28 protein-coding genes and 1 pseudogene are annotated in these 25,855 nt (G+C 71.1%); 15 read left to right on the top strand and 14 right to left on the bottom strand.

What is annotated here, in order from left to right:
• Window positions 1-100 precede the first annotated feature (100 nt).
• The gene (locus tag ABZ939_RS32625; RefSeq protein WP_361863355.1) at window positions 101-808 is read right to left on the bottom strand and encodes a histidine phosphatase family protein; all 708 of its coding nucleotides are present in this window, start codon (window positions 806-808) and stop codon (window positions 101-103) included.
• A complete protein-coding gene (hemL, locus tag ABZ939_RS32620; protein ID WP_361863352.1) occupies window positions 805-2,112 on the bottom strand; it encodes a glutamate-1-semialdehyde 2,1-aminomutase in 1,308 nt (435 codons plus the stop codon). Before hemL ends, ABZ939_RS32625 begins: the two co-directional genes overlap by 4 nt.
• Window positions 2,113-2,368: 256 nt before the next feature.
• Between hemL and ABZ939_RS32615 the strand changes: the two genes are divergently transcribed.
• Both ABZ939_RS32615 and ABZ939_RS32610 read left to right on the top strand, forming a co-directional pair.
• Window positions 2,369-2,980 carry a hypothetical protein gene (locus tag ABZ939_RS32615; RefSeq protein ID WP_361863350.1) on the top strand — a complete coding sequence of 204 codons (612 nt, stop codon included), beginning with the start codon at window positions 2,369-2,371 and terminating at the stop codon, window positions 2,978-2,980.
• A 194-nt stretch (window positions 2,981-3,174) separates the two neighbouring features.
• Window positions 3,175-3,609 carry a MerR family transcriptional regulator gene (locus ABZ939_RS32610; protein WP_361863472.1) on the top strand — a complete coding sequence of 145 codons (435 nt, stop codon included), beginning with the start codon at window positions 3,175-3,177 and terminating at the stop codon, window positions 3,607-3,609.
• Here the strand turns inward: ABZ939_RS32610 and ABZ939_RS32605 are convergent.
• Window positions 3,597-4,436: an ABC transporter substrate-binding protein gene (locus ABZ939_RS32605; protein ID WP_361863347.1), complete on the bottom strand. Its 840-nt coding sequence runs from the start codon at window positions 4,434-4,436 to the stop codon at window positions 3,597-3,599. The two genes, ABZ939_RS32610 and ABZ939_RS32605, sit on opposite strands and share 13 nt — an antisense overlap.
• Before the next feature lie 249 nt (window positions 4,437-4,685).
• On the opposite strand from ABZ939_RS32605, the gene ABZ939_RS32600 reads away from it, so the two are divergent.
• The 3 genes from ABZ939_RS32600 to ABZ939_RS32590 are packed head-to-tail and all read left to right on the top strand — an operon-like array spanning window position 4,686 to window position 6,346.
• Window positions 4,686-4,931 carry a hypothetical protein gene (locus ABZ939_RS32600; protein WP_361863344.1) on the top strand — a complete coding sequence of 82 codons (246 nt, stop codon included), beginning with the start codon at window positions 4,686-4,688 and terminating at the stop codon, window positions 4,929-4,931.
• A 27-nt stretch (window positions 4,932-4,958) separates the two neighbouring features.
• Window positions 4,959-5,789 (top strand): AraC family transcriptional regulator, encoded by an 831-nt coding sequence (locus ABZ939_RS32595; RefSeq protein WP_361863341.1) that lies wholly within the window; start codon window positions 4,959-4,961, stop codon window positions 5,787-5,789.
• 14 nt (window positions 5,790-5,803) lie between these two features.
• Window positions 5,804-6,346, top strand: coding sequence for a GNAT family N-acetyltransferase (locus tag ABZ939_RS32590; protein WP_361863338.1), 543 nt, complete (start codon window positions 5,804-5,806; stop codon window positions 6,344-6,346).
• Between the two features lie 14 nt (window positions 6,347-6,360).
• On the opposite strand, the gene ABZ939_RS32585 is transcribed toward ABZ939_RS32590, so the two are convergent.
• Window positions 6,361-6,828 (bottom strand): GNAT family N-acetyltransferase, encoded by a 468-nt coding sequence (locus ABZ939_RS32585; RefSeq protein ID WP_361863335.1) that lies wholly within the window; start codon window positions 6,826-6,828, stop codon window positions 6,361-6,363.
• A 160-nt stretch (window positions 6,829-6,988) separates the two neighbouring features.
• Here ABZ939_RS32585 and ABZ939_RS32580 point away from each other — a divergent pair, with 160 nt between their 5' ends.
• Window positions 6,989-7,840 (top strand): NAD(P)H-binding protein, encoded by an 852-nt coding sequence (locus ABZ939_RS32580; RefSeq protein ID WP_361863333.1) that lies wholly within the window; start codon window positions 6,989-6,991, stop codon window positions 7,838-7,840.
• A gap of 75 nt (window positions 7,841-7,915) precedes the next feature.
• Window positions 7,916-8,653 (top strand): Mut7-C RNAse domain-containing protein, encoded by a 738-nt coding sequence (locus ABZ939_RS32575; RefSeq protein ID WP_361863330.1) that lies wholly within the window; start codon window positions 7,916-7,918, stop codon window positions 8,651-8,653.
• Window positions 8,654-8,709: 56 nt separating this feature from the next.
• On the opposite strand, the gene ABZ939_RS32570 is transcribed toward ABZ939_RS32575, so the two are convergent.
• The gene (locus ABZ939_RS32570; RefSeq protein ID WP_361863327.1) at window positions 8,710-9,186 is read right to left on the bottom strand and encodes a MarR family transcriptional regulator; all 477 of its coding nucleotides are present in this window, start codon (window positions 9,184-9,186) and stop codon (window positions 8,710-8,712) included.
• A gap of 32 nt (window positions 9,187-9,218) precedes the next feature.
• Window positions 9,219-9,779: a TetR family transcriptional regulator gene (locus ABZ939_RS32565; protein ID WP_361863324.1), complete on the bottom strand. Its 561-nt coding sequence runs from the start codon at window positions 9,777-9,779 to the stop codon at window positions 9,219-9,221.
• 122 nt (window positions 9,780-9,901) lie between these two features.
• Here ABZ939_RS32565 and ABZ939_RS32560 point away from each other — a divergent pair, with 122 nt between their 5' ends.
• Window positions 9,902-11,281 (top strand): FAD-dependent monooxygenase, encoded by a 1,380-nt coding sequence (locus tag ABZ939_RS32560; RefSeq protein WP_361863321.1) that lies wholly within the window; start codon window positions 9,902-9,904, stop codon window positions 11,279-11,281.
• A gap of 8 nt (window positions 11,282-11,289) precedes the next feature.
• On the opposite strand, the gene ABZ939_RS32555 is transcribed toward ABZ939_RS32560, so the two are convergent.
• On the bottom strand, window positions 11,290-11,760 hold the full coding sequence (locus ABZ939_RS32555) for a hypothetical protein (RefSeq protein WP_361863318.1): 471 nt from the start codon (window positions 11,758-11,760) through the stop codon (window positions 11,290-11,292).
• 75 nt (window positions 11,761-11,835) lie between these two features.
• Here ABZ939_RS32555 and ABZ939_RS32550 point away from each other — a divergent pair, with 75 nt between their 5' ends.
• Both ABZ939_RS32550 and ABZ939_RS32545 read left to right on the top strand, forming a co-directional pair.
• Complete coding sequence (locus ABZ939_RS32550; RefSeq protein WP_361863315.1) at window positions 11,836-12,171, top strand: YnfA family protein; 336 nt, start codon at window positions 11,836-11,838, stop codon at window positions 12,169-12,171.
• A 50-nt stretch (window positions 12,172-12,221) separates the two neighbouring features.
• The gene (locus ABZ939_RS32545; protein WP_361863312.1) at window positions 12,222-12,986 is read left to right on the top strand and encodes an SDR family NAD(P)-dependent oxidoreductase; all 765 of its coding nucleotides are present in this window, start codon (window positions 12,222-12,224) and stop codon (window positions 12,984-12,986) included.
• 85 nt (window positions 12,987-13,071) lie between these two features.
• Here ABZ939_RS32545 and ABZ939_RS32540 read toward each other — a convergent pair whose 3' ends face one another.
• Window positions 13,072-14,265 carry an RtcB family protein gene (locus ABZ939_RS32540; protein ID WP_361863309.1) on the bottom strand — a complete coding sequence of 398 codons (1,194 nt, stop codon included), beginning with the start codon at window positions 14,263-14,265 and terminating at the stop codon, window positions 13,072-13,074.
• Between the two features lie 174 nt (window positions 14,266-14,439).
• On the opposite strand from ABZ939_RS32540, the gene ABZ939_RS32535 reads away from it, so the two are divergent.
• From ABZ939_RS32535 to ABZ939_RS32525, 3 genes are all read left to right on the top strand, one after another.
• A complete protein-coding gene (locus tag ABZ939_RS32535; RefSeq protein WP_361863306.1) occupies window positions 14,440-15,315 on the top strand; it encodes a DUF3558 domain-containing protein in 876 nt (291 codons plus the stop codon).
• A 96-nt stretch (window positions 15,316-15,411) separates the two neighbouring features.
• Window positions 15,412-16,137, top strand: a complete 726-nt coding sequence (locus ABZ939_RS32530) for a DUF3558 domain-containing protein (protein WP_361863303.1) — start codon at window positions 15,412-15,414, stop codon at window positions 16,135-16,137.
• A gap of 139 nt (window positions 16,138-16,276) precedes the next feature.
• A complete protein-coding gene (locus ABZ939_RS32525) occupies window positions 16,277-17,494 on the top strand; it encodes a DUF2637 domain-containing protein (protein WP_361863301.1) in 1,218 nt (405 codons plus the stop codon).
• An 18-nt stretch (window positions 17,495-17,512) separates the two neighbouring features.
• Here the strand turns inward: ABZ939_RS32525 and ABZ939_RS32520 are convergent, their stop codons facing one another.
• Window positions 17,513-17,722, bottom strand: coding sequence for a hypothetical protein (locus tag ABZ939_RS32520; protein ID WP_361863299.1), 210 nt, complete (start codon window positions 17,720-17,722; stop codon window positions 17,513-17,515).
• 124 nt (window positions 17,723-17,846) lie between these two features.
• Window positions 17,847-19,574: a lysine--tRNA ligase gene (gene lysS / locus ABZ939_RS32515; protein ID WP_361863296.1), complete on the bottom strand. Its 1,728-nt coding sequence runs from the start codon at window positions 19,572-19,574 to the stop codon at window positions 17,847-17,849.
• 173 nt (window positions 19,575-19,747) lie between these two features.
• Here lysS and argS point away from each other — a divergent pair, with 173 nt between their 5' ends.
• Window positions 19,748-21,508, top strand: coding sequence for an arginine--tRNA ligase (argS, locus tag ABZ939_RS32510; protein WP_361863294.1), 1,761 nt, complete (start codon window positions 19,748-19,750; stop codon window positions 21,506-21,508).
• 79 nt (window positions 21,509-21,587) lie between these two features.
• On the opposite strand, the gene ABZ939_RS32505 is transcribed toward argS, so the two are convergent.
• The 3 genes and pseudogenes from ABZ939_RS32505 to ABZ939_RS32495 form a co-directional block, all read right to left on the bottom strand.
• Window positions 21,588-22,607 carry a transcriptional regulator gene (locus ABZ939_RS32505; RefSeq protein WP_361863477.1) on the bottom strand — a complete coding sequence of 340 codons (1,020 nt, stop codon included), beginning with the start codon at window positions 22,605-22,607 and terminating at the stop codon, window positions 21,588-21,590.
• Window positions 22,608-22,853: 246 nt separating this feature from the next.
• A pseudogene (locus tag ABZ939_RS32500) lies at window positions 22,854-23,102 on the bottom strand (helix-turn-helix transcriptional regulator); the annotation flags it as partial.
• An 86-nt stretch (window positions 23,103-23,188) separates the two neighbouring features.
• Window positions 23,189-23,458, bottom strand: a complete 270-nt coding sequence (locus ABZ939_RS32495; RefSeq protein WP_361863469.1) for a DUF1876 domain-containing protein — start codon at window positions 23,456-23,458, stop codon at window positions 23,189-23,191.
• A 173-nt stretch (window positions 23,459-23,631) separates the two neighbouring features.
• Between ABZ939_RS32495 and ABZ939_RS32490 the strand changes: the two genes are divergently transcribed.
• Window positions 23,632-24,552 (top strand): NAD(P)-binding domain-containing protein, encoded by a 921-nt coding sequence (locus ABZ939_RS32490; RefSeq protein ID WP_361863291.1) that lies wholly within the window; start codon window positions 23,632-23,634, stop codon window positions 24,550-24,552.
• A gap of 14 nt (window positions 24,553-24,566) precedes the next feature.
• Here the strand turns inward: ABZ939_RS32490 and hemB are convergent, their stop codons facing one another.
• Window positions 24,567-25,568, bottom strand: coding sequence for a porphobilinogen synthase (hemB, locus tag ABZ939_RS32485; RefSeq protein WP_361863288.1), 1,002 nt, complete (start codon window positions 25,566-25,568; stop codon window positions 24,567-24,569).
• Window positions 25,569-25,855: the final 287 nt, after the last annotated feature.

Raw genomic sequence — 25,855 nt, 5'->3', positions numbered from 1 at the left:
CGAACACCCTGACGGCTACCGTGCCCCGGTAGGGGCGCCGTGGATTGCGCGACCAGCCACGGCCGGCCCGCGGGATTCCTGCCGGTCTCCCCGCGGAGCGTTACGCGCCGAAGGCCTTCGCCTTCCCCTTGACCGGCTTCGCGCCCGCGAGCAGATGCGCGGGGACGAGGTCACGGGCCGGCTCGCTGTAGCCGACCGAGACGATCTTGTCGCCCTGGTACGTGAACGAGGTCAGCGAGGCCAGCGTGCACTGGCGCCGCCGCGGGTCGTGCCACAGCTTCCGCTTCTCGACGAAGCTCCGCACGATCCAGATCGGCAGCTGGTGGCTGACGCAGACCGCCTCGTGACCACGGGCCGCGTCCTTCGCCGCGTCCAGGGCGCCCATCATCCGGACGACCTGCTCGATGTACGGCTCGCCCCAGGACGGCTTGAACGGGTTGGTGAGGTGCTTCCAGTTGCCCGGCTTGCGCAGGGCGCCGTCGCCGACGCCGAAGGTCTTGCCCTCGAACACGTTGGCCGCCTCGATGAGCCGCTCGTCCGTGGCCAGGTCCAGGCCGTGGCCCTTGGCGACCGGCTGGGCCGTCTCCTGCGCCCGCTCCAGCGGCGAGGCCACGACGTACGTGATGTCCCGCTCGGCCAGGTGCTCGGCGACCCGGTCGGCCATCTGCCGGCCGAGCTCGGAGAGGTGGTAGCCGGAGCGGCGGCCGTAGAGGACACCGTCGGGGTTCTCCACCTCGCCGTGCCGCACCAGATGGACGACGGTGATGTCGCTGCCGCTGGACCCGGTCGTCCCGGTCGTCCCGGTCATGCGGTGGCCTCCGCGGCGGCGCGGGCGGCGGCGGGCAGCGCGGCGGCGATCCGCTCGATCGCGCGCTCGTCGTGGGCCGTGGACACGAACCAGGACTCGAAGGCGGACGGCGGCAGGTAGACCCCGTCCGCCAGCATCGAGTGGAAGAAGGCGTTGAAGCGGAAGGCTTCCTGCTTCTTCGCGTCGTCGTAGTTGCGGACCTCGGTGGAGGTGAAGAAGACCGAGAACATGTTGGAGGCGGTCTGCAGCCGGTGTGCGACGCCCTCCTTGGTGAGCGCGCCGGTGACGAGCTCCTGGATCTCCTTCGACACCGCGTCGACCTTCTCGTACGCGGCGGCGTCCAGCAGACGCAGCTGCGCGAGACCGGCGGCGGTGGCGACCGGGTTACCGGAGAGGGTGCCCGCCTGGTAGACCGGGCCCGCCGGGGCGAGGTGCCCCATGACGTCGGCGCGGCCGCCGAAGGCCGCTGCCGGGAAGCCGCCGCCCATGACCTTGCCGAAGGTCATCAGGTCGGGCTTCACCCCGTCGACGCCGTACCAGCCGGCGCGGGAGGTCCGGAAGCCGGTCATGACCTCGTCGGAGATGTACAGCGCGCCGTTCTTCTCGCACGCGTCCTTCAGGCCCTGGTTGAAGCCGGGCAGCGGCGGGACGACGCCCATGTTGCCCGGCGAGGCCTCGGTGATCACACAGGCGATCTCGCCCGGGTGCCGGTGGAAGGCCTCGTGCACGGCCTCCAGGTCGTTGTACGGCAGCACGATCGTGTCGCCGGCCTGCGCGCCGGTCACGCCGGGCGTGTCGGGCAGACCGAAGGTGGCCACACCGGAGCCGGCCGCGGCCAGCAGCGCGTCCACGTGCCCGTGGTAGCAGCCGGCGAACTTCACGACCTTGGCGCGGCCGGTGAAGCCGCGGGCGAGCCGGATCGCCGACATCGTGGCTTCCGTACCGGAGGAAACCAGCCGAACCTGCTCGACGGGCTCGATCCGGGCGACGATCTCCTCGGCGAGGGCGACCTCGCCCTCGCCGGGCGTGCCGAACGAGGTGCCGCGCGCGACGGCGGCCTGCACCGCGGCGATGACCTCGGGGTGGGAATGGCCGAGGATCATCGGTCCCCACGAGCAGACGAGGTCGACATACTCGCGACCGTCCGCGTCGGTGAGGTACGGGCCGGTACCGGACACCATGAACCGGGGCGTACCGCCCACGGCCCGGAATGCGCGCACCGGTGAGTTCACGCCGCCGGGCGTCACGAGGGACGCGCGGTCGAAAAGCGTCTGTGAGACTGGGGCTTCGTATGAATACGGCACTGTGGTCCTGACCTGCGAGTAAGTCTGCGAGTACGGAGAGACGGCGTGGGCACCCTGTGAATTACGCCGGGGCGTCGGTCCTCCGCGTCTGCGAAACTGGGGCGTCATAGGGATGGCTCACGGAATCCATGGTGTCAGAGGGCCGGACGTTCTTGCGGACAGGTGTTTCACCGCGAGAGCGTGGGGGAGGTCACTGTCACGATGATCGGGTTGCGCGGCGGGGGTCGTGTTGCCTAAAAAGCAGTCGGGTGGAGATATGCATCGCGGTGGCGAACTGGGCGAGGGGACGGACGATCTGGGTCCGGAGCCTGCCCGGCGGGGGCGGCACCGGCGACGGCGTACGGAAGAGCCCACGCAGTCCTCGGAATCCACGAGATCCGGGGCATCCACGGGACCCACGGGACCCACGACGGGGGGCGGGAGTGGCCGGTTGGGGGTGACGTACAAGTACTTCGGCGCACCCGACGGCGCCACGGCGGCCCGCGTCCCGATCTCGATGCGCCCGGAGGAGCTGGGCGGCGACGAGCTCGGCATGGGCGGCATGTTCACCAAGATCAAGCCCGAGACCATAGCCGCGATGGTCCTCACGGGCATCCAGGGCATGCCCCTGCACAAGGTGCCCCCGCTGGAACTGGTCGTCCTCCATCCCGACTACGCCGTGGTGAAGCTGCCCATGACCGTGGTCGACCCGCTGCGCGGCATCGGCGAGGAATCGGTCGGCGCGGCGGCCTTCATATGGTCCACGGTCCCGGACCGCGGCGGCCCGCGCGACGCCTTCAACGTCTACCAGCTGCTCCACGAGTGGCAGGACTTCTCGGTCCGCCTGCACGAGGCGGGACACCAGCCGTACTGCCTGGTCTGGCCGTAGGGTCACAGCGGGTCTTGAGCCGCAGCGCGCTCTGGTCGTGCAGCGGCTGTCCAATGGCCGGCCCACCAGCAGGCGTTTCGCCACACTTCCAGCTCTCATAAGTGCTGAAGTTAGGACAAACAGAATGAACTGAGCGGGAGCCGCGCCCGTCGGTGCCCGCACGAGGAAGGACGGACATCGTGAGCAGACTGCGCCTGGCCGGCGAACCCATGCAGATCGGCGAGGTCGCCGCACGGACGGAACTGTCCCTGCGGGCCATCCGCCAGTACGAGGACACCGGCCTGGTCGTCCCGTCCGCCTCGTCCCCGGGCGGCTTCCCGCTCTACACCGACGCCGATGTGGACCGGCTGATGGTGATCGGCCGGATGAAGCCGCTCGGCTTCACGATCGACGAGACCCGCGACCTGCTCGCGGCGGTGGACCGCCTCGCCGCGGACCGCCCCGGCACGGACGCCGAACTGCTGCCCGAGGAGCGGTCCGCCCTGGTCGCACGGGTGCGCCGGTACGAGCGGGCCGCCACCGAACGGGTCGCGGAACTCCACGCCCAACTGTCCCGCGCGGAGGAGTTCGCGAGCTCCCTGCGGGCCCGCCTGGGCGGGAGCGTCGAAACCCCGGCCTACTTCTCCTGAAGCGATGCGGCCAGGTCCGCGAAGAAGCGGGCGTACGCCGCCGGGCTCGGCGGCGTCTCCGGGTTCCACGGCGCCACGCGCGCGTGCCCCACGGGCGGGAAGACGTCGGGGCCCACGGCGTTGGCGCGGCTGTCGTGGAGCACCAGGCCCGGGTCGAGCCGGGCCGCGTGCTCCCAGTCGGCGGTGAGCCAGTTCGCGCCGGCGCCGGGGCCGGGATCGAGCAGGCGGACGCCGAGCTCCTGGAGCCGGGCCAGCTCGGGCCAGGCGTGCGGCCGGGCCAGGTGGACCTGGTCGGGGCCCGCGCCGGAGAGGGCGAGGACGCCGACGTCCGTGCGCGCGGCGACGGACCGCAGGACCGCCTCGGCGGAGGCGACGACGTCGGGGCCCGGGCCGTCGGCCCCTGTCAGAGAGGCGCCCAGCTCACCGAAGCGCCCGATGATCGCCGACAGGCTCAGCTCGTTGCCCACGGAAAGCACCGCCGCGCTCACCCCGAGCCGCCCGGGGACGCCCTCGTCCAGCGCGTACGCGCTCTTCCCGTCGTAGGTGACATCCACGATCAGGTCGGGGCGCAGGCTCCGCACGGCCTCCTCGTCCAGGGTCCGCCCCGGCCCCAGGTAGGGCACTCCGGCCGCCGCAAGACCACCCGCCTTGACCGGATCGAGCACCTCGCCGTCGTGTCCGGAGCCGTACACCGCGACCGGCGTCACCCCCAGGTCGAGCAGCGCCGCCCCGGCCCGTACATAGGCCACCACCCGCTCGGGCCGGTGTACGGCGGTCAGCGCCACGCCCCTGTCGTCGGTGAACCCCCACGCCCCTGCGTCCGACATGCGGCTGCTCCCTCCCCGGCCGGAATGCTCCCTCTCCCGCCACCTTGGAGCGCTTCCCCGGCCCACACAAGAGGGCCTCGCACCGCCCGGGCGGGACGGGACTTCGGTCCCGAACCCCCTGCCGAAAGTCCCCCATCATCGTGTTAACTGAACAGGTCGGGAGGAAGTAGTAGGAATCGTCAGCGCCGTACGCACGCGCCGTCCGCCAGGGCGCGCCCGCCGTGCCGGCCTCGCTCCCTGGAGTCAGCCATGTCGTCCTTGCCCGGCCAGTTCTCGGACCCCCGTGTGATCACCCTCGTCGGGCTGCTCGCCGTCTCCGCCGCGGTGTGGGTGGCGCTGGGACTGCGCTCCCGTGCCCGCCGCGCGCAGGCGGCCGCGCCGCTGGAGCGGGTCTGGCACCCCCAGGAGACCGTGTCGCTCACCCCGGCCGAGGAACACGCCTTCGGCCAGGTCGTCTCCCGCCTCTCCGTGGGGTCCGCGGGCCGCCTGCGGTGAGCGCGGCCGCCGCCTAGGGTGCGCGGCATGACTGCTTCCGGTCCGCGCCGCGACACCCGCGGCATCGTCGACGCCGCCGAGCTCCTCACCCGCGTCCGGTTCCGCCGTCACGGTCCGGCGCCGGAGCTGCGCCCGTATCTGGAGCACTACTGGTTCATCGACTGGGACCTCTCCGAGCCGTACGCCAGCCATGTCGTCCCGCATCCGTCCGTGAACGTCGTCTTCCAGCGGTACGGGGAGGACTCCTCCGGGGAGGTCTCCGGGATCGGGCTGGAACTCTTCACGAAGAAGCTGATGGGCGTCGGCCGGGTCTGCGGGGTGCAGTTCCGGCCGGGCGGCTTCCGGCCGTTCGCCCCCGGACGGCCGGTGTCGGCGTGGACCGGCCGGCGCGTCCCGCTCGACGAGGTGTTCGCGGGCGCGGGGGACGCCTCCGTGGCCGCCGTTCTCACCCCGGAGCCCGACCACGCGCGCGTGGCGGCCCTCGACGCCTTCCTGCTGGCCCGCGGCCCCGAGCCCGACCCGCAGGCCGTCCAGGCGATGGCGCTGGTGGACCTGGTCCGTACGGACCGTACGATCCGCAGGGTCTCCCAACTGGCCCGCACAGAGGGGCTGTCGAGCCGGTCGCTCCAGCGACTCTTCTCGAACTGCGTCGGGGTCGGCCCGAAATGGGTCATCCTGCGCTACCGCATCCACGAGGCCCTGGAGCGTGCCGAGTCCGCCGAGTCACAGGGCGCACTGGACTGGGCCGGCCTCGCGGCCGAGCTCGGCTACAGCGATCAGGCCCATCTCGTACGGGACTTCACGGCGACGGTCGGGGTACCGCCGACCGCATACGCCCGCCGGATGTCCGAGCCCTGACCTACAGTGCGGCCATGGACACCCACGCCTCGCCGGTACGACTTGAGCCCTGGTCCGAGGAGGACTTCGGTCTGCTGCGCGCCATGAACGCGCCCGAGCTCATGGAGCACCTCGGCGGCCCCGAGACCGAGAAGGCGCTCGTCGAGCGGCACGAGCGGTATGTGCGGTTGAGCGCCGACCGTACGAGCGCGGGGCTGATGTTCCGGATCGTGCTGCTCCCCGAGGAGGTCGTGGTCGGCAGCATCGGCTTCTGGAAGCAGACCTGGGACGGGGAGCCGGTGTACGAGACGGGCTGGATGGTGCTTCCGGGGTTTCAGGGGCGGGGTGTCGCGACGGCGGCCACGCGCGCGGTGGCGGAGCTGGCGCGGGCCGAGCGCACGCACCGCTTCCTGCACGCCTTCCCGTCGACGGACAACGGGGCGTCGAACGCGGTGTGCCGCAAGGCCGGCTTCGAGCTGCTCGGTGAGCGCGCGTTCGAGTACCCGCCGGGCCATCCGCTGCGCTGCAACGACTGGCGCCTGGACCTGGAGGCGCTCCGGCCCGCCGAAGCCCGCTAGGCGGCCGAATCCCGCTAGGCGTCCGAGGCGGCCGGGCCGTCCGCGCCGTCGGTGGTCAGTGACTTGGTGAAGTGGAAGGCCACGATGTCGAGGCGCTCGCGCAGGTAGAAGCGGTGGGCTCCGGTGCGGTGGGTGCCGGAGTCCAGGTTGAGCTCGTGGCAGCCGGTGTCCCGGGCGTGCTGCTCCAGGTAGGCCAGGAGCGCGTGGCCGACGCCGGTGGAGCGGGCGGTGGCGGCGGTGACCAGGTCGTCGACGTAGAGCTTGCGGATCGCGCTGGTGTTGTCGATGATCCGCCAGCCGGCGACGCCCACGCAGGTGCCGTCCTCGGCGTAGGCGGCGCTGAAGCGCAGGCCCTGGGGGTGGCCGTTGCGGAAGACGTCGCGGAAGAGCTCCGGCGTGAGGTGCGGGCGCAGCTCGCGCAGGACGGGGAGCAGGTCGGCTTCCAGGCGCGGGTCGCCGGGCTCGAGGTCGATGATCTTCATATCGGGACGGTATCCCAGGGGCCGGGGCGCGCCTGCGGGGTGTCGGGGTTTTATCAGGGTTGACGAGCGGAGGCCGCGCACGGATATTTATCTGCGTGACACAGATTCTTCCTTGCGCAACCGACTGCGTGAGGACAGCCTCGTCGAAGGGACCCCTGTCATGACCGTTCTCGTCACCGGATGCCGCGGCCGCGTGGGCTCCGCCCTCCTCGAACTGCTCCACGGCGCCGGCATCAAGACCAGGGCCGCGTCCAAGAACCCCGCGGACCTCTCACCACCCGACGGCGTCGACACCGTCCGCTGCGACCTCTCCGATCCCACGCACTTCGAAGCCGCCCTCGACGGCGTCGACTCCGTCTTCCTGTACGCCGAGGCCTCGCACATCGACGCGTTCGTCTCGCAGGCCCGGGCGGCCGGCGTCCGGCACGTCGCCCTGCTCTCCTCCAGCTCCGTCCTCGCCCCCGACGCCGCCCAGAACCCGATCGCCGCCTCCCACCTGGCCGTCGAGCGCGCCCTCGCGACCGCCGCGGCCGACGGCGCGTTCGAGGCGACCCATCTCCAGCCGGGCGCCTTCGCGACGAACGCCCTGCAGTGGGCGTGGGCGATCACCGCCTCGCGCCCGGTGGAGCTGCCGTACCCCGGGTCGCACGGTGATCCGATCCACGAGAAGGACGTCGCCGAGGCCGCGTTCGCGGTGCTGACCGAGCCCCGGCTGCGCGGCTCCTCGTACCTGCTGACCGGCCCCGAGTCGCTCGACTTCACCGCGCAGCTGGCGATACTCGCCGAGGTGACGGGCCAGGCCGCGACCCCCGCCGCCGTCACCCCCGAGCAGTGGAAGAAGTCGGTCGCCGACTACCTTCCGGAGACCTTCGCCGACGCCCTGCTCTCCTACTGGGCCTCGCACGACGGCCGGCCGGTGCCCCTGACGCGGACGGTCGAGGAGCTCACCGGCCACCCGGCCCGCACCTTCGCGGAATGGGCCGGCGACCACGCGGACGCCTTCCGCCCGTAGGCGTCAGGCCCGGTCCGGGGCCCCTGGGGCCGAATTCCCTGGCCGCCCGGCGGGCCGCGGTGACATCCTGTCCCCGTGAACGGACCGGAGATCCAGATCAGCTTCGCCCCCGACCTGCGCCTCTTCGTCTCGGCGGAGCGCCGCCCCGGGCGTACCCCCGTGGCGACCGACGGCGCGTCCACGCTCGGCCATGTCGTGGAGTCGCTGGGTGTTCCGCTGACCGAGGTCGGCCGGCTGCTCGTGGACGGGCGCCCGGTGGAGGTGTCCCACATCCCCGCGGCCGGGGAGACGGTCGAGGTCGAGGGCGTCGAGCGCCCCCAGCCGGTCCCCGGAGCCCCGCTCCGGTTCCTCCTCGACGTCCATCTGGGCACGCTGGCCCGGCGGTTGCGGCTGCTCGGGGTCGACGCGGCGTACGAGAGCGAGGACATCGGCGATCCCGCGCTGGCCGCGCTCTCCGCGAAGGAGCGGCGCGTGATGCTCTCCCGGGACCGCGGGCTGCTGCGCCGCCGGGAGCTGTGGGCCGGCGCCTATGTGTACAGCGACCGGCCCGACGACCAACTCCGCGACGTGCTGGAGCGGTTCGGACCCGTCCTGGCGCCCTGGACCCGCTGCACCGCCTGCAACGGGCAGCTCACCGACGCCGACAAGGACTCGGTGCGCGAGCGACTGGAGCACGGCACGGAGAAGACGTACGACGTCTTCGCGCGGTGCACGGAGTGCGAGCGGGTGTACTGGCGGGGCGCCCACCACGCCCGCCTGGAGGCGATCGTCACCGACGCGCTGCGCGAGTTCGGCGGGGCTGCCGCGCGCTGATCCCGGCTGCCGCGCGCCGATCCGGGCCCGGCCGGTGACCGGCGGGGTCAGCCGATCTACCCCGTGCGCAGCCGCTCGACCTGTTCCGCGCTGAGCTCGACGGTCCGCCGCATATGGGCGATGAGCAGGGCGACCTCGGCGTCGCTGTAGACGTCGAACATCGTGCCCCAGGCCCCGTTGAGCCGGCGCCAGAACGCGCCCAGTTCCGCCATCCGCTCAGGCACCGCGGTCACGAGTACGCGCCGCCTGTCCTCGGCGTCCCGCTCCCGCGTGACATAGCCGGCCCGCTCCAGCCGGTCGACGAGCCGCGTCGCGGAGCCGGTGGTCAGCCCCGTCAGCTCGGCGATCCGGCCGGTGGTCACGGGGCCGGGCTCCAGTGAGAGCAGGTTCAGGCACTGCACATCGGTCGGGTGGAGCCGCAGATGGTCCGCGACGGCCTGGTTGAACAGCGCGTACGCGGCCATGTAGCGGCGGGACTCGCCGTACAGCTCGGCCATGAGGCCGTCCCGCCGTGCGGATTTCTTCTGCGGCATGCAGAAATTGTACGAAACAGCGACCTGGCGCTCTACGGCTCCGGGGCCGTGAGGTAGCGCTGGACGGTCGGCCCCAGCCAGGCGACGACCTCCTCGCGGGACATGGTGACGGCGGGCGGCAACCGCAGTACATAGCGGGCGAGCGCCATGCCGAGGATCTGCGAGGCGACGAGCGCGGCCCGGCGCGGCGCCTCGGCGGGGTCGGGGCAGACACCGAGGGCGATGGGGCCGAGTTGCGCGGCGAAGATCGCCTGCATCCGCGCTGCACCCGCGGTGTTGGTGACGCCGACCCTCAGCAGCCCGGTCAGTACGTCGTCGCGCTCCCAGCGGTCGAGGAAGTGGGCGACCAGGACCGCGCCGATGTGCCGGGACGGCAGGGCGCCGAGTTCGGGGATCTCCAGTTCGATCTCGGACGCGGCGGCGAACAGCCCCTCCTTGTTGCCGTAGTAGCGCATCACCATCGACGGATCGATGCCGGCGTCGCGGGCGATGGCCCGGATGGTGGCGCGCTCGTACCCGTCGGAGGCGAACCGTTCGCGAGCGGCTTCGAGGATCGCGGCGCGGGTGGCGTCGGAGCGGCGTGCGGTCTTCATGCCAACAACTGTAGGCCAACAGGTGTTGACAGGCCAGCGCGGACGCTTCTACATTTGCCAACAAGCGTTGACCAACAGATGTTGGCCACCGGCCGTGGGCACCACCCGATCAGGAGGCAGCCATGAACCACCTGGACACGGACGTCCTCGTCGTAGGCGCGGGCCCCACCGGAATGCTCCTCGCCGGCGACCTCGCCGCCGCCGGGCTGCGGGTCACCGTGGTCGAGCGCCGGCCGCACGGCATCAGCAACATGACCCGCGCGTTCGGCGTGCACGCCCGCACCCTGGAGCAGCTCGACGCCCGCGGCCTCGCCGACGAGCTGATCGCCACCGGCACCCCCATCACCGAGCTGCGGCTCTTCCGCCGCCTCAGCCTCGACCTGACCCGGCTCCCCTCCCGCTTCGCGTACCTCCTCATCACCCCCCAGTACGAGGTCGAGCGACTCCTCGAGCGACGCGCGCAGTCCACCGGTGTGGACTTCCGGTACGGAACGGAACTGCGCGGACTGAGCCAGGACGCCGACCAGGTCACCGCCGAACTCACCGACCCCGACGGCACCCCCCTCACCATCCGCGCCCGCTACCTCGTCGGCACCGACGGCGTGCGCAGCGCCGTCCGGACAGCCCTCGGCCTACCCTTCCCCGGCGACTCGGTGATCCGCTCCATCGTCCTCGCCGACGTTCGCCTCGCCGAGAAGCCCGAAGGACTCCTCACGGTCAACGGCGCCGAGGACGCGTTCGCCTTCATCGCCCCCTTCGGCGACGGCTGGTACCGCGTCATGGGCTGGAACCGCAACCGCCAGGTCCCCGACAGCGAGCCCGTCGAGCTCGACGAGGTCCGCGAGATCGCCCGCCGCGCCCTCGGCACCGACTACGGCATGCACGACGCCCGCTGGATCTCCCGCTTCCACAGCGACGAACGCCAGGCTCCCTCCTACCGCGTCGGCCGGGTCTTCCTCGCAGGCGACGCCGCCCATGTCCACTCCCCCGCCGGCGGCCAGGGCATGAACACCGGGCTCCAGGACGCCGCCAACCTCTCCTGGAAACTCGCCGCCGTCCTGCGCGGCGACGCCCCCGACCCCGAGGCACTCCTCGACAGCTACCAGTCCGAACGCCACCCCGTCGGCGCCGCCGTGCTCCGCAGCAGCGGCGCCATCGTCCGGCTCGCCATGGCGCACGGCCCCCTCCTGCGCACCGCCCGCGCCCTCGCCGCCCGCATCCTCAACACCGTGCCCGCCGCCTCCGCCAAGGTGATGGGCATGATCAGCGGGCTCGGCATCGCCTACGGCCGGGGCACCCGGCGCGTCCCGGACCTCGAGCTCCGGGAAGGCAGGCTCTACGAGCTCCTTCGCGCGGGCGAGTTCGTCCACATCGCCCCCGAGGGCGCGACCCCGGACCTGCCGGCCTCCCCCACCACGCCGGACCGCGTCGTACGGGCCACCTGGACCGACCCCGACCGCCGCTCGACACTCCTGGTCCGCCCCGACGGCTACACCTTCTGACCGTGCCCTCAGAAGACGTACGGGTCACCGGTGGCCAGGACCAGGACACGATGCCGGTCGTTCCTCGGATTGCCGTCGGTGGTCCCGTCCGTCCAGGCCGTGGAGATGTGGACCGTCAACTCGTCCGGCGAGCCCGCCGTCCGCAGATCGAGGGCCAGCTCCTCGATCGCCCCGGCCGCCCGCAGCTCACCCGTCCGGCAGGCCACCACCCGGTCGCTCCCCCACAGACAGGACGGGGGCAGCTCCTGCCCACCCGCCATCGGCTCGGAGAAGGCGAGCCGCACGGTCGCCTGGGACACGTCCGACGGCCCGTGGTTCTCACTCACCAGCCACACACCGAGCCGCCCCTCCCAGAGGGAGACATGACCATGGTGGGCCAGATCGGCCTCGAACCCCACGGCCCGGGCACTCTCGCCCGCACCCAGCACCACCACGGCCGCCGACGCCGCCCCGAGCAGGCCCTTGCGCATCGCACTCATGCCCCGAAGATACCGACAGATCCCCTTATATTCTGACTAGCCGTCAATCAGCGTGTCCCATGGCACCCTGACCCCATGCTCATCGCCCGCTCCGCCGCCCTCTTCGCCCTCGCCGCCCTCTTCGAGATCGGCGGAGCCTGGCTCGTCTGGCAAGGCGTCCGCGAACACCGCGGCTGGATCTGGATCGGCGCCGGAGTCCTCGCCCTCGGCGCCTACGGCTTCGTCGCGACCCTCCAGCCCGACGCCGACTTCGGCCGCATCCTGGCCGCCTACGGCGGCGTGTTCGTCGCCGGATCCCTCGTCTGGGGCATGATCGCCGACGGCTACCGCCCAGACCGATGGGACGTCCTCGGCGCCCTCATCTGCCTCGCCGGCATGGCAGTGATCATGTACGCCCCACGTGCCCGCTGACCGCCGCATATCCTGACCGCACAATCGACCACACGCGCGAGGAGCACGTCATGACCGCCGCCGGTACCCCCATCGCCGTCGTCACCGGAGCGAGCAGCGGTATCGGCGCCGCGACCGCCAGGCAACTCGCCGCCGCCGGATACCGCGTGGTCCTCACCGCCCGCCGCAAGGACCGCATCGAAGCGCTCGCCGCCGAAATCGTCGAAGCCGGCCACCAGGCCACGGCGTACGCCCTCGACGTCACCGACCGCGAGGCCGTCCAGACCTTCGCCACCGCCTTCCGCACGATCGCCGTCCTCGTCAACAACGCCGGCGGCGCCCTCGGCGCGGACCCCGTCGCCACCGGCGACCCGGACGACTGGCGCCAGATGTACGAGGTCAACGTCATCGGCACGCTCAACGTCACCCAGGCCCTGCTCCCCGCCCTCACCGCCAGCGGCGACGGCACGGTCGTGGTCCTCTCCTCCACCGCCGGCCACTCCACCTACGAAGGCGGAGCCGGCTACGTCGCCGCCAAGAACGGCGCCCGCGTCCTCGCCGAGACCCTCCGCCTGGAAATCGTCGGCAGCCCGGTCCGCGTCATCGAGATCGCCCCCGGCATGGTGAAGACGGACGAATTCGCGACCACCCGCTTCCGCGGCGACACCGAGAAGGCCGCCAAGGTCTACGCGGGCGTGGCCGAACCCCTCACCGCCGACGACGTCGCCGACACCATCACCTGGGCCTGCACCCGCCCCCCACACGTCAACATCGACCTCCTCGTCGTCCGCCCCCGCGCCCAGGCCTCCAACACCAAGGTCCACCGCGAGCTGTGAGCAGACGCTGAGCACAGCAAGAGGGGCCGACGAGCACACGAAGAGGGGCCGACGCCATGGGCGTCGGCCCCTCTTCCTAGGTATCTCAGCCCTTCACACAGATGACCTGCTTCAGCTTCGCGACCACCTCGACCAGGTCCCGCTGCTGCTCCATCACCTTCTCGATCGGCTTGTACGCGCCCGGGATCTCGTCCACGACACCGGAGTCCTTCCGGCACTCCACGCCCCGCGTCTGCTCCTCCAGGTCCCGCGTCGAGAAGCGCCGCTTCGCCGCGCTCCGGCTCATCTTCCGGCCCGCGCCGTGCGAGGCCGAATTGAAGGACGCCTCGTTGCCGAGACCCTTCACGATGTACGAACCGGTGCCCATCGAGCCCGGGATGATCCCGAAGTCGCCGGAGCCGGCCCGGATCGCGCCCTTACGGGTGACGAGCAGGTCCATCCCCTCGTACCGCTCCTCCGCCACGTAGTTGTGGTGGCAGGAGATGACGGGAGCGAAGGTCACCTTCGCCTTGCGGAACTCCCGCCGGACGACCTCCTGGAAGAGCGCCATCATGATCGCGCGGTTGTACTTCGCGTACTCCTGTGCCCAGAAGAGATCGTTCCGGTACGCCGCCATCTGCGGGGTGTCCGCGACGAAGACCGCCAGGTCCCGGTCCACGAGCCCCTGGTTGTGCGGCAGCTTCTGCGCCTCGCCGATGTGGTACTCGGCGAGCTCCTTGCCGATGTTCCGCGACCCGGAGTGCAGCATCAGCCAGACCGACCCCGACTCGTCGAGACAGAACTCGACAAAGTGATTTCCGCTTCCGAGCGTTCCCATCTGCTTCTGGGCACGCTCGTGCCGAAATTTGACCGATTCGGCGATCCCGTCGAAGCGTGACCAGAAGTCGCCCCACCCAGCCGTCGGGAACTGGAACAGCCGCGAGGGGTCCACCTCGTCCCGGTGCATCCCCCGCCCCACCGGAATCGCCTGCTCGATCTTCGACCGCAGCCGCGAGAGGTCACCGGGCAGGTCGTTCGCCGTCAGCGACGTCCTGACCGCCGACATCCCGCAGCCGATGTCCACACCGACCGCCGCCGGACAGACCGCCCCGCGCATCGCGATCACGGACCCGACCGTCGCGCCCTTGCCGTAGTGCACGTCCGGCATCACGGCCAGGCCCTTGATCCACGGCAGCGTGGCCACGTTCTGGAGTTGCTGCATGGCGCCGCCCTCCACCGTGGAAGGATCGGCCCACATCCGGATGGGCACCTTCGCGCCCGGTACCTCTACATACGACATACTTCCTCGATTCCCCCAAAAAGCCTGATAACGCAAAAACCGGCTCCAAGGCCCGTACAGGTGACGACGGACCGGCATCAACGGCAGCGCGTGCGGTAGACATTGTGTCCACCGACCGGACTCCGGCGGCAAACAGTTTTCGGCGAAGTCCTCGGGAGAAGGGAGCCTGGGAGCGTGCAGCGACAGGCGTACGTACCCGGTCTGACAGCGCTCGCAGCGGCGCTCGCCTTGGGCCTCACCGGCTGCTCCTCGAGCGGCGGAACCGGCGTGGACGCCGTCGACTCCAAGGCCGGCCCCGCCTCCACCCCCGCTCCTCCCGGCCGCTACCGCAACCTCTTCGAGCCCTGCGGCTCCGTCCCGCAGGCCACCCTCAAGGACCTGCTCCCCGGCGCCGCCCAGCTCCCCGACAAGGACCGCGAGCAGGCGTACCGCGGCACCGCCGCCGTCACGTACGACACGGACCGCCGGGTCGGCTGCAACTGGAAGGCCGACACCCCCGACGCCTCGCACCGGCTGCGCCTCGACATCGAGCGGGTGGTGTCGTACGACCCGGCCGTCAGCGACGACGACCGCGCGCAGGAGGTCTTCTCGGGCAAGCAGATCGCGGCGGACCTCCCCGTGCCCCCGCAGACGCCTCAGACGCCGCAGACCCCGCCCGCCACGCAGACACCCGGAAGTCCCACCGGTGGCACCACCAGCACCACCACAAGCACCAGCACGAGCGCCACACCCCCCGCGAGCCCCGCCCCGCCCGCCGGTTCCGCCGTTCCGCCCGCGACCTCCACCCCGACCGCGCCCGCCACCACCGGTCTGGAGCCCCGTGTCCTGGAGGGCCTCGGGCAGGTCGCGTTCCTCGACGACGTGCTCAGCTCCGACGGGCCGAACGGCCGGCACCGCACCGTGAGCGTGGTGTTCCGCACATCCAATGTGATCGTGACGGTCGAGTACGTGGAGCAGACGGGCGGCGCCGCGGAGCCCCCGGACAGCCAGGAACTGCAGGAAAAGGCCCGGAATCTGGCCCGGCTGCTCGCCGAACGCCTGGAGGAGTAGCCGCTCGGACCCGCTCCGTGAGCGGATCGCGAGCACGTAACGTGTCGGCGTACCGTGGCCGCCGGCCGGACCGTACGACAAGCGACTGAAGGAACCATGCACCGATCAGCCCCGCGACTCTCCCGCATACTCGCCTGCGCAGCCGTTCCGGTGATGCTTGTCGCCGCCGGCTGCTCCTCGGACTCCGACGGTGCGGGCACCCCGGACAAGGGCAAGGGTTCGGCGTCCTCCGCCGCCCCGAGCGCCCAGCAGTCGACGAAGACGGTCGAGCCCGCGAAGTACGCGAAGCTGCCCGACGTCTGCAAGTCGATCTCGGCGAAGACGACCGCGAGCCTGGTGCCCAAGGCGAAGGCGAAGAACGGTACGACCGCCAACTCCAGCGACACCACGAGCCGGGGCGGCTGCTCGTGGAACGGTCTCGACGACAAGGGCGTGAAGGGCTCGCAGTACCGCTGGCTCGACGTCGCCTTCTACCGCTACGAGTCGGACGCCTCGCTCGGCAGCGGCCGGCAGCGCGCCGAGGAGAACTTCGCCAAGGAGCTGGCCAAGCTCCAGGCGACCGAGGGTGCCAAGAAGCTGCGCACCACGGAGGCGCCTGGCGTCGGCGAGCAGTCGAAGGCCGTCGCGTACGAGCTGAGGAAGACGGGCGAGGACTTCAAGTACGCCTCGGTGGTGGCGCGGACCGGCAATGTGCTGGTGCTGCTGACGTACAACGGTGCCGGTTACTGGGGCGCGACCGCCCCGACCGACAAGGTGATCATGGATGGCGCGGTGAAGGCGGCCAAGGAGGCTGTCGCGGCGGTCGCGGCCACCGCTAAGTAACAAGTGTGCGCGGCCGCAGTCGCGAACACCCGTATTTGCGCATGTTTTCGAGGAGTCCGCGCCTCCCCCGGGGGCCGGGCTCCTCGCGCATGTGCCACGCTGTGCCCGCGAGATGTCGTATGACGGGAGGGGATCGCGGGTGGCCGCGATACAGCTGACACGCACGCACAAGATACTGATCGGTGTGGTGGTCGCCGGTGCGGTGATCATCGCCGGTATCGGTTTCGCGGGTTCGTACGCCGCCGTGCGTGAGCTCGCCGTGGAGAAGGGCTTCGGCGACTTCTCGTACTTCTTCCCCATCGGCATCGATGCCGGCATCTGTGTGCTGCTCGCACTGGATCTGCTGCTGACGTGGATCCGGATCCCGTTCCCGCTGCTTCGGCAGACGGCGTGGGTGCTGACCGCGGCGACGATCGCGTTCAACGGTGCGGCTGCGTGGCCTGACCCGCTGGGTGTGGGCATGCACGCCGTGATCCCGGTGCTGTTCGTGGTCGCGGTGGAGGCGGCGCGTCATGCGGTGGGCCGGATCGCCGACATCACGGCCGACAAGCACATGGAGGGCGTCCGGCTCACCCGCTGGCTGCTCTCCCCCGTGCCCACCTTTCGGCTGTGGCGCCGGATGAAGCTCTGGGAGCTGCGCTCGTACGAGCAGGTGATCAAGCTGGAGCAGGACCGGCTGATCTATCAGGCCCGGCTGCAGGCGCGTTTCGGGCGGGCGTGGCGGCGCAAGGCGCCGGTGGAGGCGCTGATGCCGCTGCGGCTGGCGAAGTACGGCGTGCCGCTGGCGGAGACGGCGGCGGCGGGGCTGGCGGCGGCGGGTGTGGAGCCGGCGCTGATCCCTGCGCAGCCGACGGCGGCGCAGCCGGAGCCGGTGCAGGCGGTTCAGGCGCCGGTCCAGCTGGCCCCGCAGCCGCAGCTCCCCCAGGGCCCGGTCGGTCCGGAGATGCCCCCGAACCACGACAGCCCGTGGTTCGACGCCCAGCAGATCTCCCCCGAAGCGTACGAGGGTGCTTACGACCCCCAGTACGTGGAGGGCCTGGAGCCGACCCCGGTGGCGGTGCCGCAGGGCCCGGAGGACCTGCCGATCCCGGGACCTCGCCAGGAGCAGCAGTTCGAGGAGTACGAGGAGTACGTCGATCCGGAGCCGTCCACGGCCGAGTTCGCGGAGGTCGCGTACAAGGCGATGTGGGACTACGTCCAGGAGAACCAGCAGTTCCCGAGCAACGAGGAGCTCGACATACTGCTCAGCGACCGGTACGCCACGCAGCACCCTCGCAGCACGTCGCTGCTTCGGCAGCTGACGCCGGGCCTGCGGCAGCGCATCGAGCAGCAGATGGTGGAGAACCACATCCCGTAACCGCCTGCGGGCCGGGGCTCAGGCTGCCTTGGCCCGCTGCTTCGCGGTCTCGCCCCATACGGCGAGGGCGATCCCGACGAGTGCCAGGACGATGTAGCCGGCGGTGGGGATGTCCCACCACTTCTGGAGCATCCCCCAGGCCTTGTCGCCGAAGATCTGCCCGCCGGCGCCGAGTCCGCCCTGGACGAGGGTGATCCAACCGATGACTGCGATGGCTTCGTTCTTCATGCCTTCACGGTCTCCCGCGCGGCGCCCGTTTTCGTCGTGCGCACGTCGGAAGCCGGCCTAGTCCGAAGGATGCAGAAGCCCGCCGCCCGGAACCCCGGGCGGCGGGCTTCTGTCTGTCGAGCGGCTACGCGCCGAGCAGCTTGCGCACCCGCTCGGCCCCGACCGCGAGCAGCAGCGTCGGCAGACGCGGGCCGGTTTCGCGGCTCACCAGGAGCTTGTAGAGCAGGGCGAAGAAGGCGCGCTGGGCGACCTTCAGCTCGGGGGTGGGCTTGGCCTCGGGGTCGAGGCCGGCCATGACCTTCGGGACGCCGTAGACGAGCGTGGTCAGTCCGTCGAGGGACCAGTGGGTGTCGAGGCCCTCCAGGAGGAGACGGAGGGATTCGCGGCCCTGGTCGTCGAGGGAGCCGAGGAGTTCGGCGTCCGGCTCGTCGCGGACGATGGTGCGCTGGTCGGCCGGGACCTGGGTGGTGATCCAGTTCTCGGCGCGGTCCAGGCGCGGGCGGACCTCGTCGAGGCTGGTGACCGGGTTCTCCGGGTCCAGGTCGGTGAGGATCCGGAGGGTCTGCTCGTCGTGGCCGGCGGTGATGTCCATGACCGAGGCCAGCGTCCGGTACGGCAGCGGGCGCGGGGTGCGCGGCAGCTCACCGGCGGCCGTGCGGGCGGCGCGGGCGTACGCCGCCGCGTCGGCCGGCAGTACGGAGCCGTCGGCGACCTTGGCCTCCAGCTTGTCCCACTCGTCGTAGAGCCGCTGGATCTCCTGGTCGAAGGCGATCTTGAAGGACTGGTTCGGCTTGCGGCGCGCGTACAGCCAGCGCAGCAGCGGCGCCTCCATGATCTTCAGCGCGTCCGCCGGGGTGGGCACGCCACCGCGCGAGGACGACATCTTGGCCATGCCGCTGATGCCGACGAAGGCGTACATCGGGCCGATCGGCTGGACGCCGTCGAAGATCTCGCGGACGATCTGGCCGCCGACGACGAAGGACGAGCCGGGGGAGGAGTGGTCCACGCCCGACGGCTCGAAGATCACGCCCTCGTACGCCCAGCGCATCGGCCAGTCGACCTTCCAGACCAGCTTGCCGCGGTTGAACTCGCTGAGCTTGACGGTCTCGGAGAAGCCGCACGCCGTGCAGGTGTACGCCAGCTCGGTGGTCTCGTCGTCGTACGAGGTGACGGTCGTCAGGTCCTTCTCGCACTGCCCGCAGTACGGCTTGTACGGGAAGTAGCCCCCGGCGCCGCCGGAGCCGTCGTCCTCGGCGGCCGCGCCGGAGCCCTCCTCGGCTTCCAGCTCGGCCTCGTCGACGGGCTTCTGCGACTGCTTCTTCGGCGCCTTCTTCGTCCGGTACTGGTCGAGGATCGCGTCGATGTCGCCGCGGTGCTTCATCGCGTGCAGGATCTGCTCGCGGTACGTACCCGCGGTGTACTGCTCGGTCTGGCTGATCGGGTCGTACTCGACGCCCAGCTCGGCGAGCGACTCGACCATGGCGGCCTTGAAGTGCTCGGCCCAGTTCGGGTGCGCCGAGCCGGGCGGGGCCGGCACGGAGGTGAGCGGCTTGCCGATGTGCTGCTCGTAGCCCTCCTTGTCCACACCCGGGATGCCGTTCGGCACCTTGCGGTACCGGTCGTAGTCGTCCCACGAGATCAGGTGCCGGACCTCGTACCCCCGTCGGCGGATCTCGTCGGCGACCAGGTGCGGGGTCATGACCTCGCGGAGGTTGCCCAGGTGGATCGGGCCGGAGGGGGAGAGTCCGGAGGCGACGACGACCGGTTTGCCAGGCGCACGTCGCTCCGACTCGGCGATGACCTCGTCCGCGAAACGGGAGACCCAGTCGGTCTCGGTGCTGCTCTGAGCCACGGTCGGTACGTCCTTCTTCCTTGATTCCCTCGAAAGCCTTGCAGCCTTACGTCAGCCATTCTCCCAGACGGAACGGCGCACTCCGTGGTTGTCCACAGGTGGAGAAAACACGTTGCCCACCCATGGGACACTTGACAAGCGATATAGCCCACCACCGACAGGAACGGAAGCTCATGGCCTCGGTCCCTTCCCTCGCTTCGACCGTGCAGCAGCGCCTCGCGGAAGGTCTCTCGGCAGCTCTGCCGGAGGCCGGTTCCGCCGACCCGCTGCTGCGACGAAGCGACCGGGCCGACTTCCAGGCCAACGGCATCCTGGCCCTCGCCAAGCAGCTCAAGGGCAACCCGCGTGAGCTGGCGACGAAGGTCGTCGACGGCATTCCGGCGAACGACGTGCTGAAGGAGATCGAGGTCTCGGGCCCCGGCTTCCTGAACATCGCGGTCACCGACGAGGCGATCATCAAGACCCTCGCCGCCCGCGCCGCCGACGACCGCCTCGGTGTGCCGTACGCGGAGAGCGCCGGCACGACGGTGATCGACTACGCGCAGCCGAACGTGGCCAAGGAGATGCACGTCGGCCACCTCCGCTCCGCCGTGATCGGCGCCGCGATGGTCGAGATCCTGGAGTTCACGGGCGAGAAGGTGGTCCGTCGCCACCACATCGGCGACTGGGGCACCCAGTTCGGCATGCTCATCCAGTACCTGATCGAGCACCCGCACGAGCTGGACCACAAGTCCGAGGAGGAGGTCTCCGGCGAGGAGGCCATGTCCAACCTCAACCGGCTCTACAAGGCCTCGCGCGCGCTGTTCGACTCCGACGAGGAGTTCAAGACCCGTGCCCGGGCGCGGGTCGTGGACCTCCAGGCCGGCGACGAGCAGACCCGTGCCCTGTGGCAGCGGTTCGTCGACGAGTCGAAGATCTACTTCTACTCGGTCTTCGACAAGCTCGACATGGACATCAACGACCCTGACGTGGTCGGCGAGTCGGGCTACAACGACATGTTGGTGGAGACCTGCCGCATCCTGGAGGAGTCCGGTGTCGCGGTCCGTTCCAACGGCGCGCTGTGCGTGTTCTTCGAGGACATCAAGGGCCCGGACGGCAACCCGACCCCGCTGATCGTCCAGAAGTCCGACGGCGGCTTCGGCTACGCGGCCACCGACCTGTCCGCGATCCGTGACCGTGTGCAGAACCTGGAGGCGACGACCCTGCTGTACGTGGTCGACGCCCGCCAGTCGCTGCACTTCAAGATGGTCTTCGAGACCGCCCGCCGGGCCGGCTGGCTGAACGACGAGGTCAAGGCGGTCCAGCTGGCGTTCGGCACGGTGCTCGGCAAGGACGGCAAGCCGTTCAAGACCCGTGAGGGCGAGACGGTCAGGCTGGTGGACCTGCTGGACGAGGCGATCGACCGGGCCGCGTCCGTGGTCCGGGAGAAGGCCCAGGACCTCACCGAGGACGAGATCACCGAGCGGGCCGCCCAGGTGGGCATCGGCGCGGTGAAGTACGCGGACCTGTCCACGTCCGCGGCGCGGGACTACAAGTTCGACCTGGACCAGATGGTGTCGCTGAACGGCGACACCTCGGTGTACCTCCAGTACGCGTACGCCCGTATCCAGTCGATCCTCCGCAAGGCGGGCGACGCCAAGCCGGCCGCCCACCCGGAGCTGGCCCTTGCGCCGGCGGAGCGCGCCCTCGGTCTGCACCTGGACGGCTTCGGCGAGCTGCTCGCCGAGACCGCCGCCGAGTACGCCCCGCACAAGCTGGCCGCGTACCTGTACCAGCTGGCGTCGCAGTACACGACGTTCTACTCGGAGTGCCCCGTCCTCAAGGCGGACACCCCGGAGCACGTGGAGAACCGGCTGTTCCTGTGCGAGCTGACGGCCCGCACGCTCCACCAGGGCATGGCCCTGCTGGGCATCCGGACCCCCGAGCGTCTCTGACGCCCGACCGGCACAGGGCATAGGGCACACGAGGGCCCCGGCACCGTTTCCGAACGGCGCCGGGGCCCTCGCCGTACTCCTACCGGGACACCCACTGGCTCTTGTCGGGCAGGTAGTTGTACTGCTTCATCCCCTCGATCGCGCTCGTACGGAACGGCTTGCCACCGTCGTTGACGATCACCTTCCCGTGCCGCTCGCCGGTGCTCCAGTCCACCACCAGGTACCAGGCCGCGACGTGCGCCTCGGTGTGCACGTCGAGGTTGAAGACCTGGGGGTCGCTGGTGGAGACCTTGTACGGGAAGTCCTTGGCCGGCACGGTCCGGTCGCCGTCGCGGCCGGCGACCGGCTTCGCGAGCGGGCTCTGGGCATCGAGGTCGATGTCGAAGGTCTGCGGGGTGATTCCGCCGCCGCAGCCGTCACCCATGAAGTACGCCGGCCGGTTCAGGGGCGCTCCGCGCTCCACCACACGTACGTGGAGGGCGTTGAGAACCACCGACTCGTCCGTCCTGCCGGTCGCGGTCAGCTCGATCTTCATGTGTCCGCCGTCGACCCCGCCGAGGGCGCGGGCCCAGGCGCGGGTGTCCTGCGGGGCGGGGGGCGGCACCTCGCCGGGCTCCCGATCGAGCGCGAAGTACTGGCTGCAGGGCCCGTCCCAGGCGTAGGAGCTGATGCCCACGCTCACGGGCGGGTCGGTCTCCTCGCGCGGCGTCGCGGCGGAGGACTCCGTGCCGGCGGAGGGCGGCGTCTGCGCGCTCGGTGTCGCGGAGGCGGACGTGGAGCCGGCGGCGGACGGGGTTCCGGAGCCGGTCGACGAGGGCATGGGGGTGCGGGTGGTGTCCGCCTGGGCGGTGGGGCCGGCCGCCGTACCGCCCTCGCCACCGCCGCCCGTGCCGCCCGAGCCGCGGACGGCGTACGCGACGGGCACGACGAGCGCGACGACGGCGGCCGCGGCGAGAGCCATGGCCAGGCGCTTGCGTGACCGGAACGGCGCGGTGGCCGGGGGCCGGTTCAACGGCTGAACGGTGACGACGGCGTCCACCGACGCCTCGCCGCCGACGGCGGGCGCCCCGGCCGCGGGCGCGGGCGCCGCGTCAGGCACAGGCCCGCCCGCCGACTCAGGAACAGACCCGCCCGCCGACTCAGGCGCAGACACAGGCCCGTCCTCCGCGTCAGGCCCGGACCCACCGGCCGGCTCCGGCGCGGACCCGCCCGTAGGCTCAGGGACAGACCCGCCCGCCGGCTCCGGCTCCTCGACCGCCGCCTCTGCCGCCCCGGCCGCCTTCCCCTTCCCTCTCGCGTCGTCCGCCAGGATCCAACTGCGGTGCAGCTGGATCATTTCCTCGCGCGAGGCCCCGCACAGCCGCCCCAGCCGCTCCACCGGGGCGAACTCCGTCGGAACGGCGTCGCCGTTGCAGTACCGGTGCAACGTGGACGTGCTGACGTGAAGCTTCTTCGCCAACGCCCCGTAACTGAGCCCGGATCGCTCCTTCAGTCCGCGTACCAGCTCCGCGAATCCGCCCGCATCCGTTGCCACGTGCCCCGTGCCCCCCTCGCCGTCCCGGGCCCCATTGTCCCCCGGCCACGGCAGCGTCATCAGCCCGCCCCGGGACGGTGGCGGCGCCGCATGGCTTGAACGCGCTCGGCGACGCCACCGTCCCGAGGGAGCAGGAGGTCAAGGGGTCAGCGGATCGGGTGGGACGTCCTGCCCGAGACCTCGTCGATCTCCGTGTGTGCCTTCTGAAGCAGCTGGGAGGCGAGATCCATGAGCGCGCGTGCGCCCGCGATCTCCTCGCCGACCCTCAGCTGCTCCGGGTCGGACGGGTGCCTGTGGGCATTGCCCTGGGCGCGGAACTCGGTGCCGTCACCGAGCCGCACCATGGCGGCCGCCTTCGTCGCGTCGCCGTCCTCCTGGAATTCCATCTCGATGTGCCATCCGACGAGGGTGTGCATCATGAGGACCACCTCCTGAGGTACTTCCAGGGTGCGCCGAGCGGCCCATCCTTACCAATCGGTGCGTACCTGACTATTAAGTCGGTACTTGTGGGACGAACCGCCCCGGAGAAGGATCGAATGCGAGCCGGACAGCGACTCGAACCCCCGATTCCAAGCTCTGGAGCACACCCATGTCCGAAAACGCCTCCGCAGCCGTCTCCGCGACCACGTCCGCGACCGACTCCGCCACCGCCTCCTCCCCGGTCTCCGTCCTCGGTCTGGGCATGATGGGCACGGCCCTCGCCGCGGCCTTCCTGAACGCCGGCCACCCGGTCACCGTCTGGAACCGTTCGCCGGCCAAGACCGGCCCGCTGGTCGCGCAGGGCGCCTTGCCCGCCGACACGCCCACGGACGCGGTGGCGGCGAGCCCGCTCGTCGTCCTGTGCCTGCTGACGAACGACAACGTCGACGAACTCCTCACCGCCCTCGGTGACTCCGTGGCCGGGAAGACGCTGGTCAACCTCACGAACGGGACGCCGGAGCAGGCCCGGACGCTCTCCGCCCGGGCGGAGAGGCTCGGCGCCCGGTACCTCGACGGCGGCATCATGGCGATCCCGCAGATGATCGCGGGCCCGGACGCGTACGTCTTCTACAGCGGCGACGAGCAGGCGTACGAGACCCACCGCCCGACCCTCGCGGCCCTGGGCGGCACCAAGTGGACCGGCACCGACCCTGGCCTCGCGGCCCTGTACGACCTCGGTCTGCTGACCGGCATGTACGGGATGCTCATCGGTGTGGTCCAGGCCCTGGCCCTGGCCCGTACGGAGAAGGTGAACGCCGAGGAGTACAGCGAGCTGCTGGTCCCGTGGATCACGGCGATGCTCGGCACCGTCCCCGAACTGGCCCGGGCCGTCGACTCGGGCCGGCACCTGACCGACGTGTCCAGCCTGGCGGTGAACCAGTCGGCCTTCCCCAACTTCCTGGCCACCTACAAGGCCCAGGGCGTCAGCCCGGAGCTCTTCGAGCCCTTCCAGGCGCTGCTGGACCGCTCGATCGCCGAGGGCCACGCGGCGGACGGCCTGTCCCGTCTGGCGGAGATGCTGGTGCGCTGATCGCTCGCGCCCCGTCAGACCCCGCGACCGAGCTTCTGGGCGACCTCGGTGGCCCAGTACGTCAGGATCATCTGCGCGCCCGCGCGCCTGATTCCGGTGAGCGTCTCGAAGATGGCCTTGTCGCGGTCGATCCAGCCCTTCTCGGCCGCGGCCTCGACCATCGCGTACTCACCGCTGATCTGGTACGCGGCGACCGGCACGTCCACGGCCTCGGCGACCTTCGCCAGCACGTCGAGGTAGGGACCCGCGGGCTTCACCATCACCATGTCGGCGCCCTCCTCCAGGTCCAGCGCCAACTCGCGCAGCGACTCACGGACGTTGGCCGGGTCCTGCTGGTACGTCTTGCGGTCGCCCTGCAGGGAGGACGCGACGGCCTCGCGGAAGGGGCCGTAGAAGGCGGAGGAGTACTTCGCCGTGTACGCGAGGATCGACACGTCCTCCTTGCCGATGGTGTCCAGCGCGTCCCGGACCACCCCGACCTGGCCGTCCATCATCCCGGACGGTCCGACCACGTGGACCCCGGCGTCGGCCTGGACCTGCGCCATCTCGGCGTACCGCTCCAGCGTGGCGTCGTTGTCGACGCGCCCGGTCTCGTCCAGGACGCCGCAGTGCCCGTGGTCGGTGTACTCGTCGAGGCACAGGTCCGACATGATCACGAGGTCGTCGCCGACCTCGGCCTTCACGTCCCTGATCGCGACCTGCAGAATCCCGTCCGGGTCCGTGCCCGCGGTGCCGGCGGCGTCCTTCTTCTCGTCCTCGGGCACGCCGAACAGCATGATCCCGGAGACGCCGGCCTCCAGCGCCTCCACGGCGGCCTTGCGCAGGGTGTCCCGCGAGTGCTGCACCACGCCGGGCATCGCGGCGATCGGCCGGGGCTCGCTGATCCCCTCCCGCACGAACGCGGGAAGGATCAGATCGGCCGGGCTCAGCCGCGTCTCGGCCACCATCCGCCGCATGGCAGGAGTCGTCCGCAGCCGCCGCGGCCGCGCCCCGGGAAAGGTTCCGTACGAGTTCATACGCCCGAGGCTACGCCCGCTGAACCAGTGCACTTGCCGACCCGTTGTGGGCATAACCCCCACCCCCGCGAGGGCACCCGCCCCGCGCCCCACCCCCGTGCGGCCAATCGCCCCGCACCCCCACCCCCGTGCGGGCAATCGCCCCGCGCCCCCACCCCCGTGTGGGCAATCGTCCCGCAGGGCGGGACGGGTGGGCACACGGGACGGCGCCCATGCGGGCGCCTCCGCTCCGACCGCCCCCACGCACCAGGGCCGGGGCCCTCCACAAGGGCCTGAAACACAAGGCC

This window comes from Streptomyces sp. NPDC046712 (assembly GCF_040645695.1).
Taxonomy (GTDB): Bacteria; Actinomycetota; Actinomycetes; order Streptomycetales; family Streptomycetaceae; genus Streptomyces.
The sequence above is the reverse complement of the archived record's forward strand: the minus strand, read 5'-3'. Positions and strand labels throughout refer to the sequence as shown.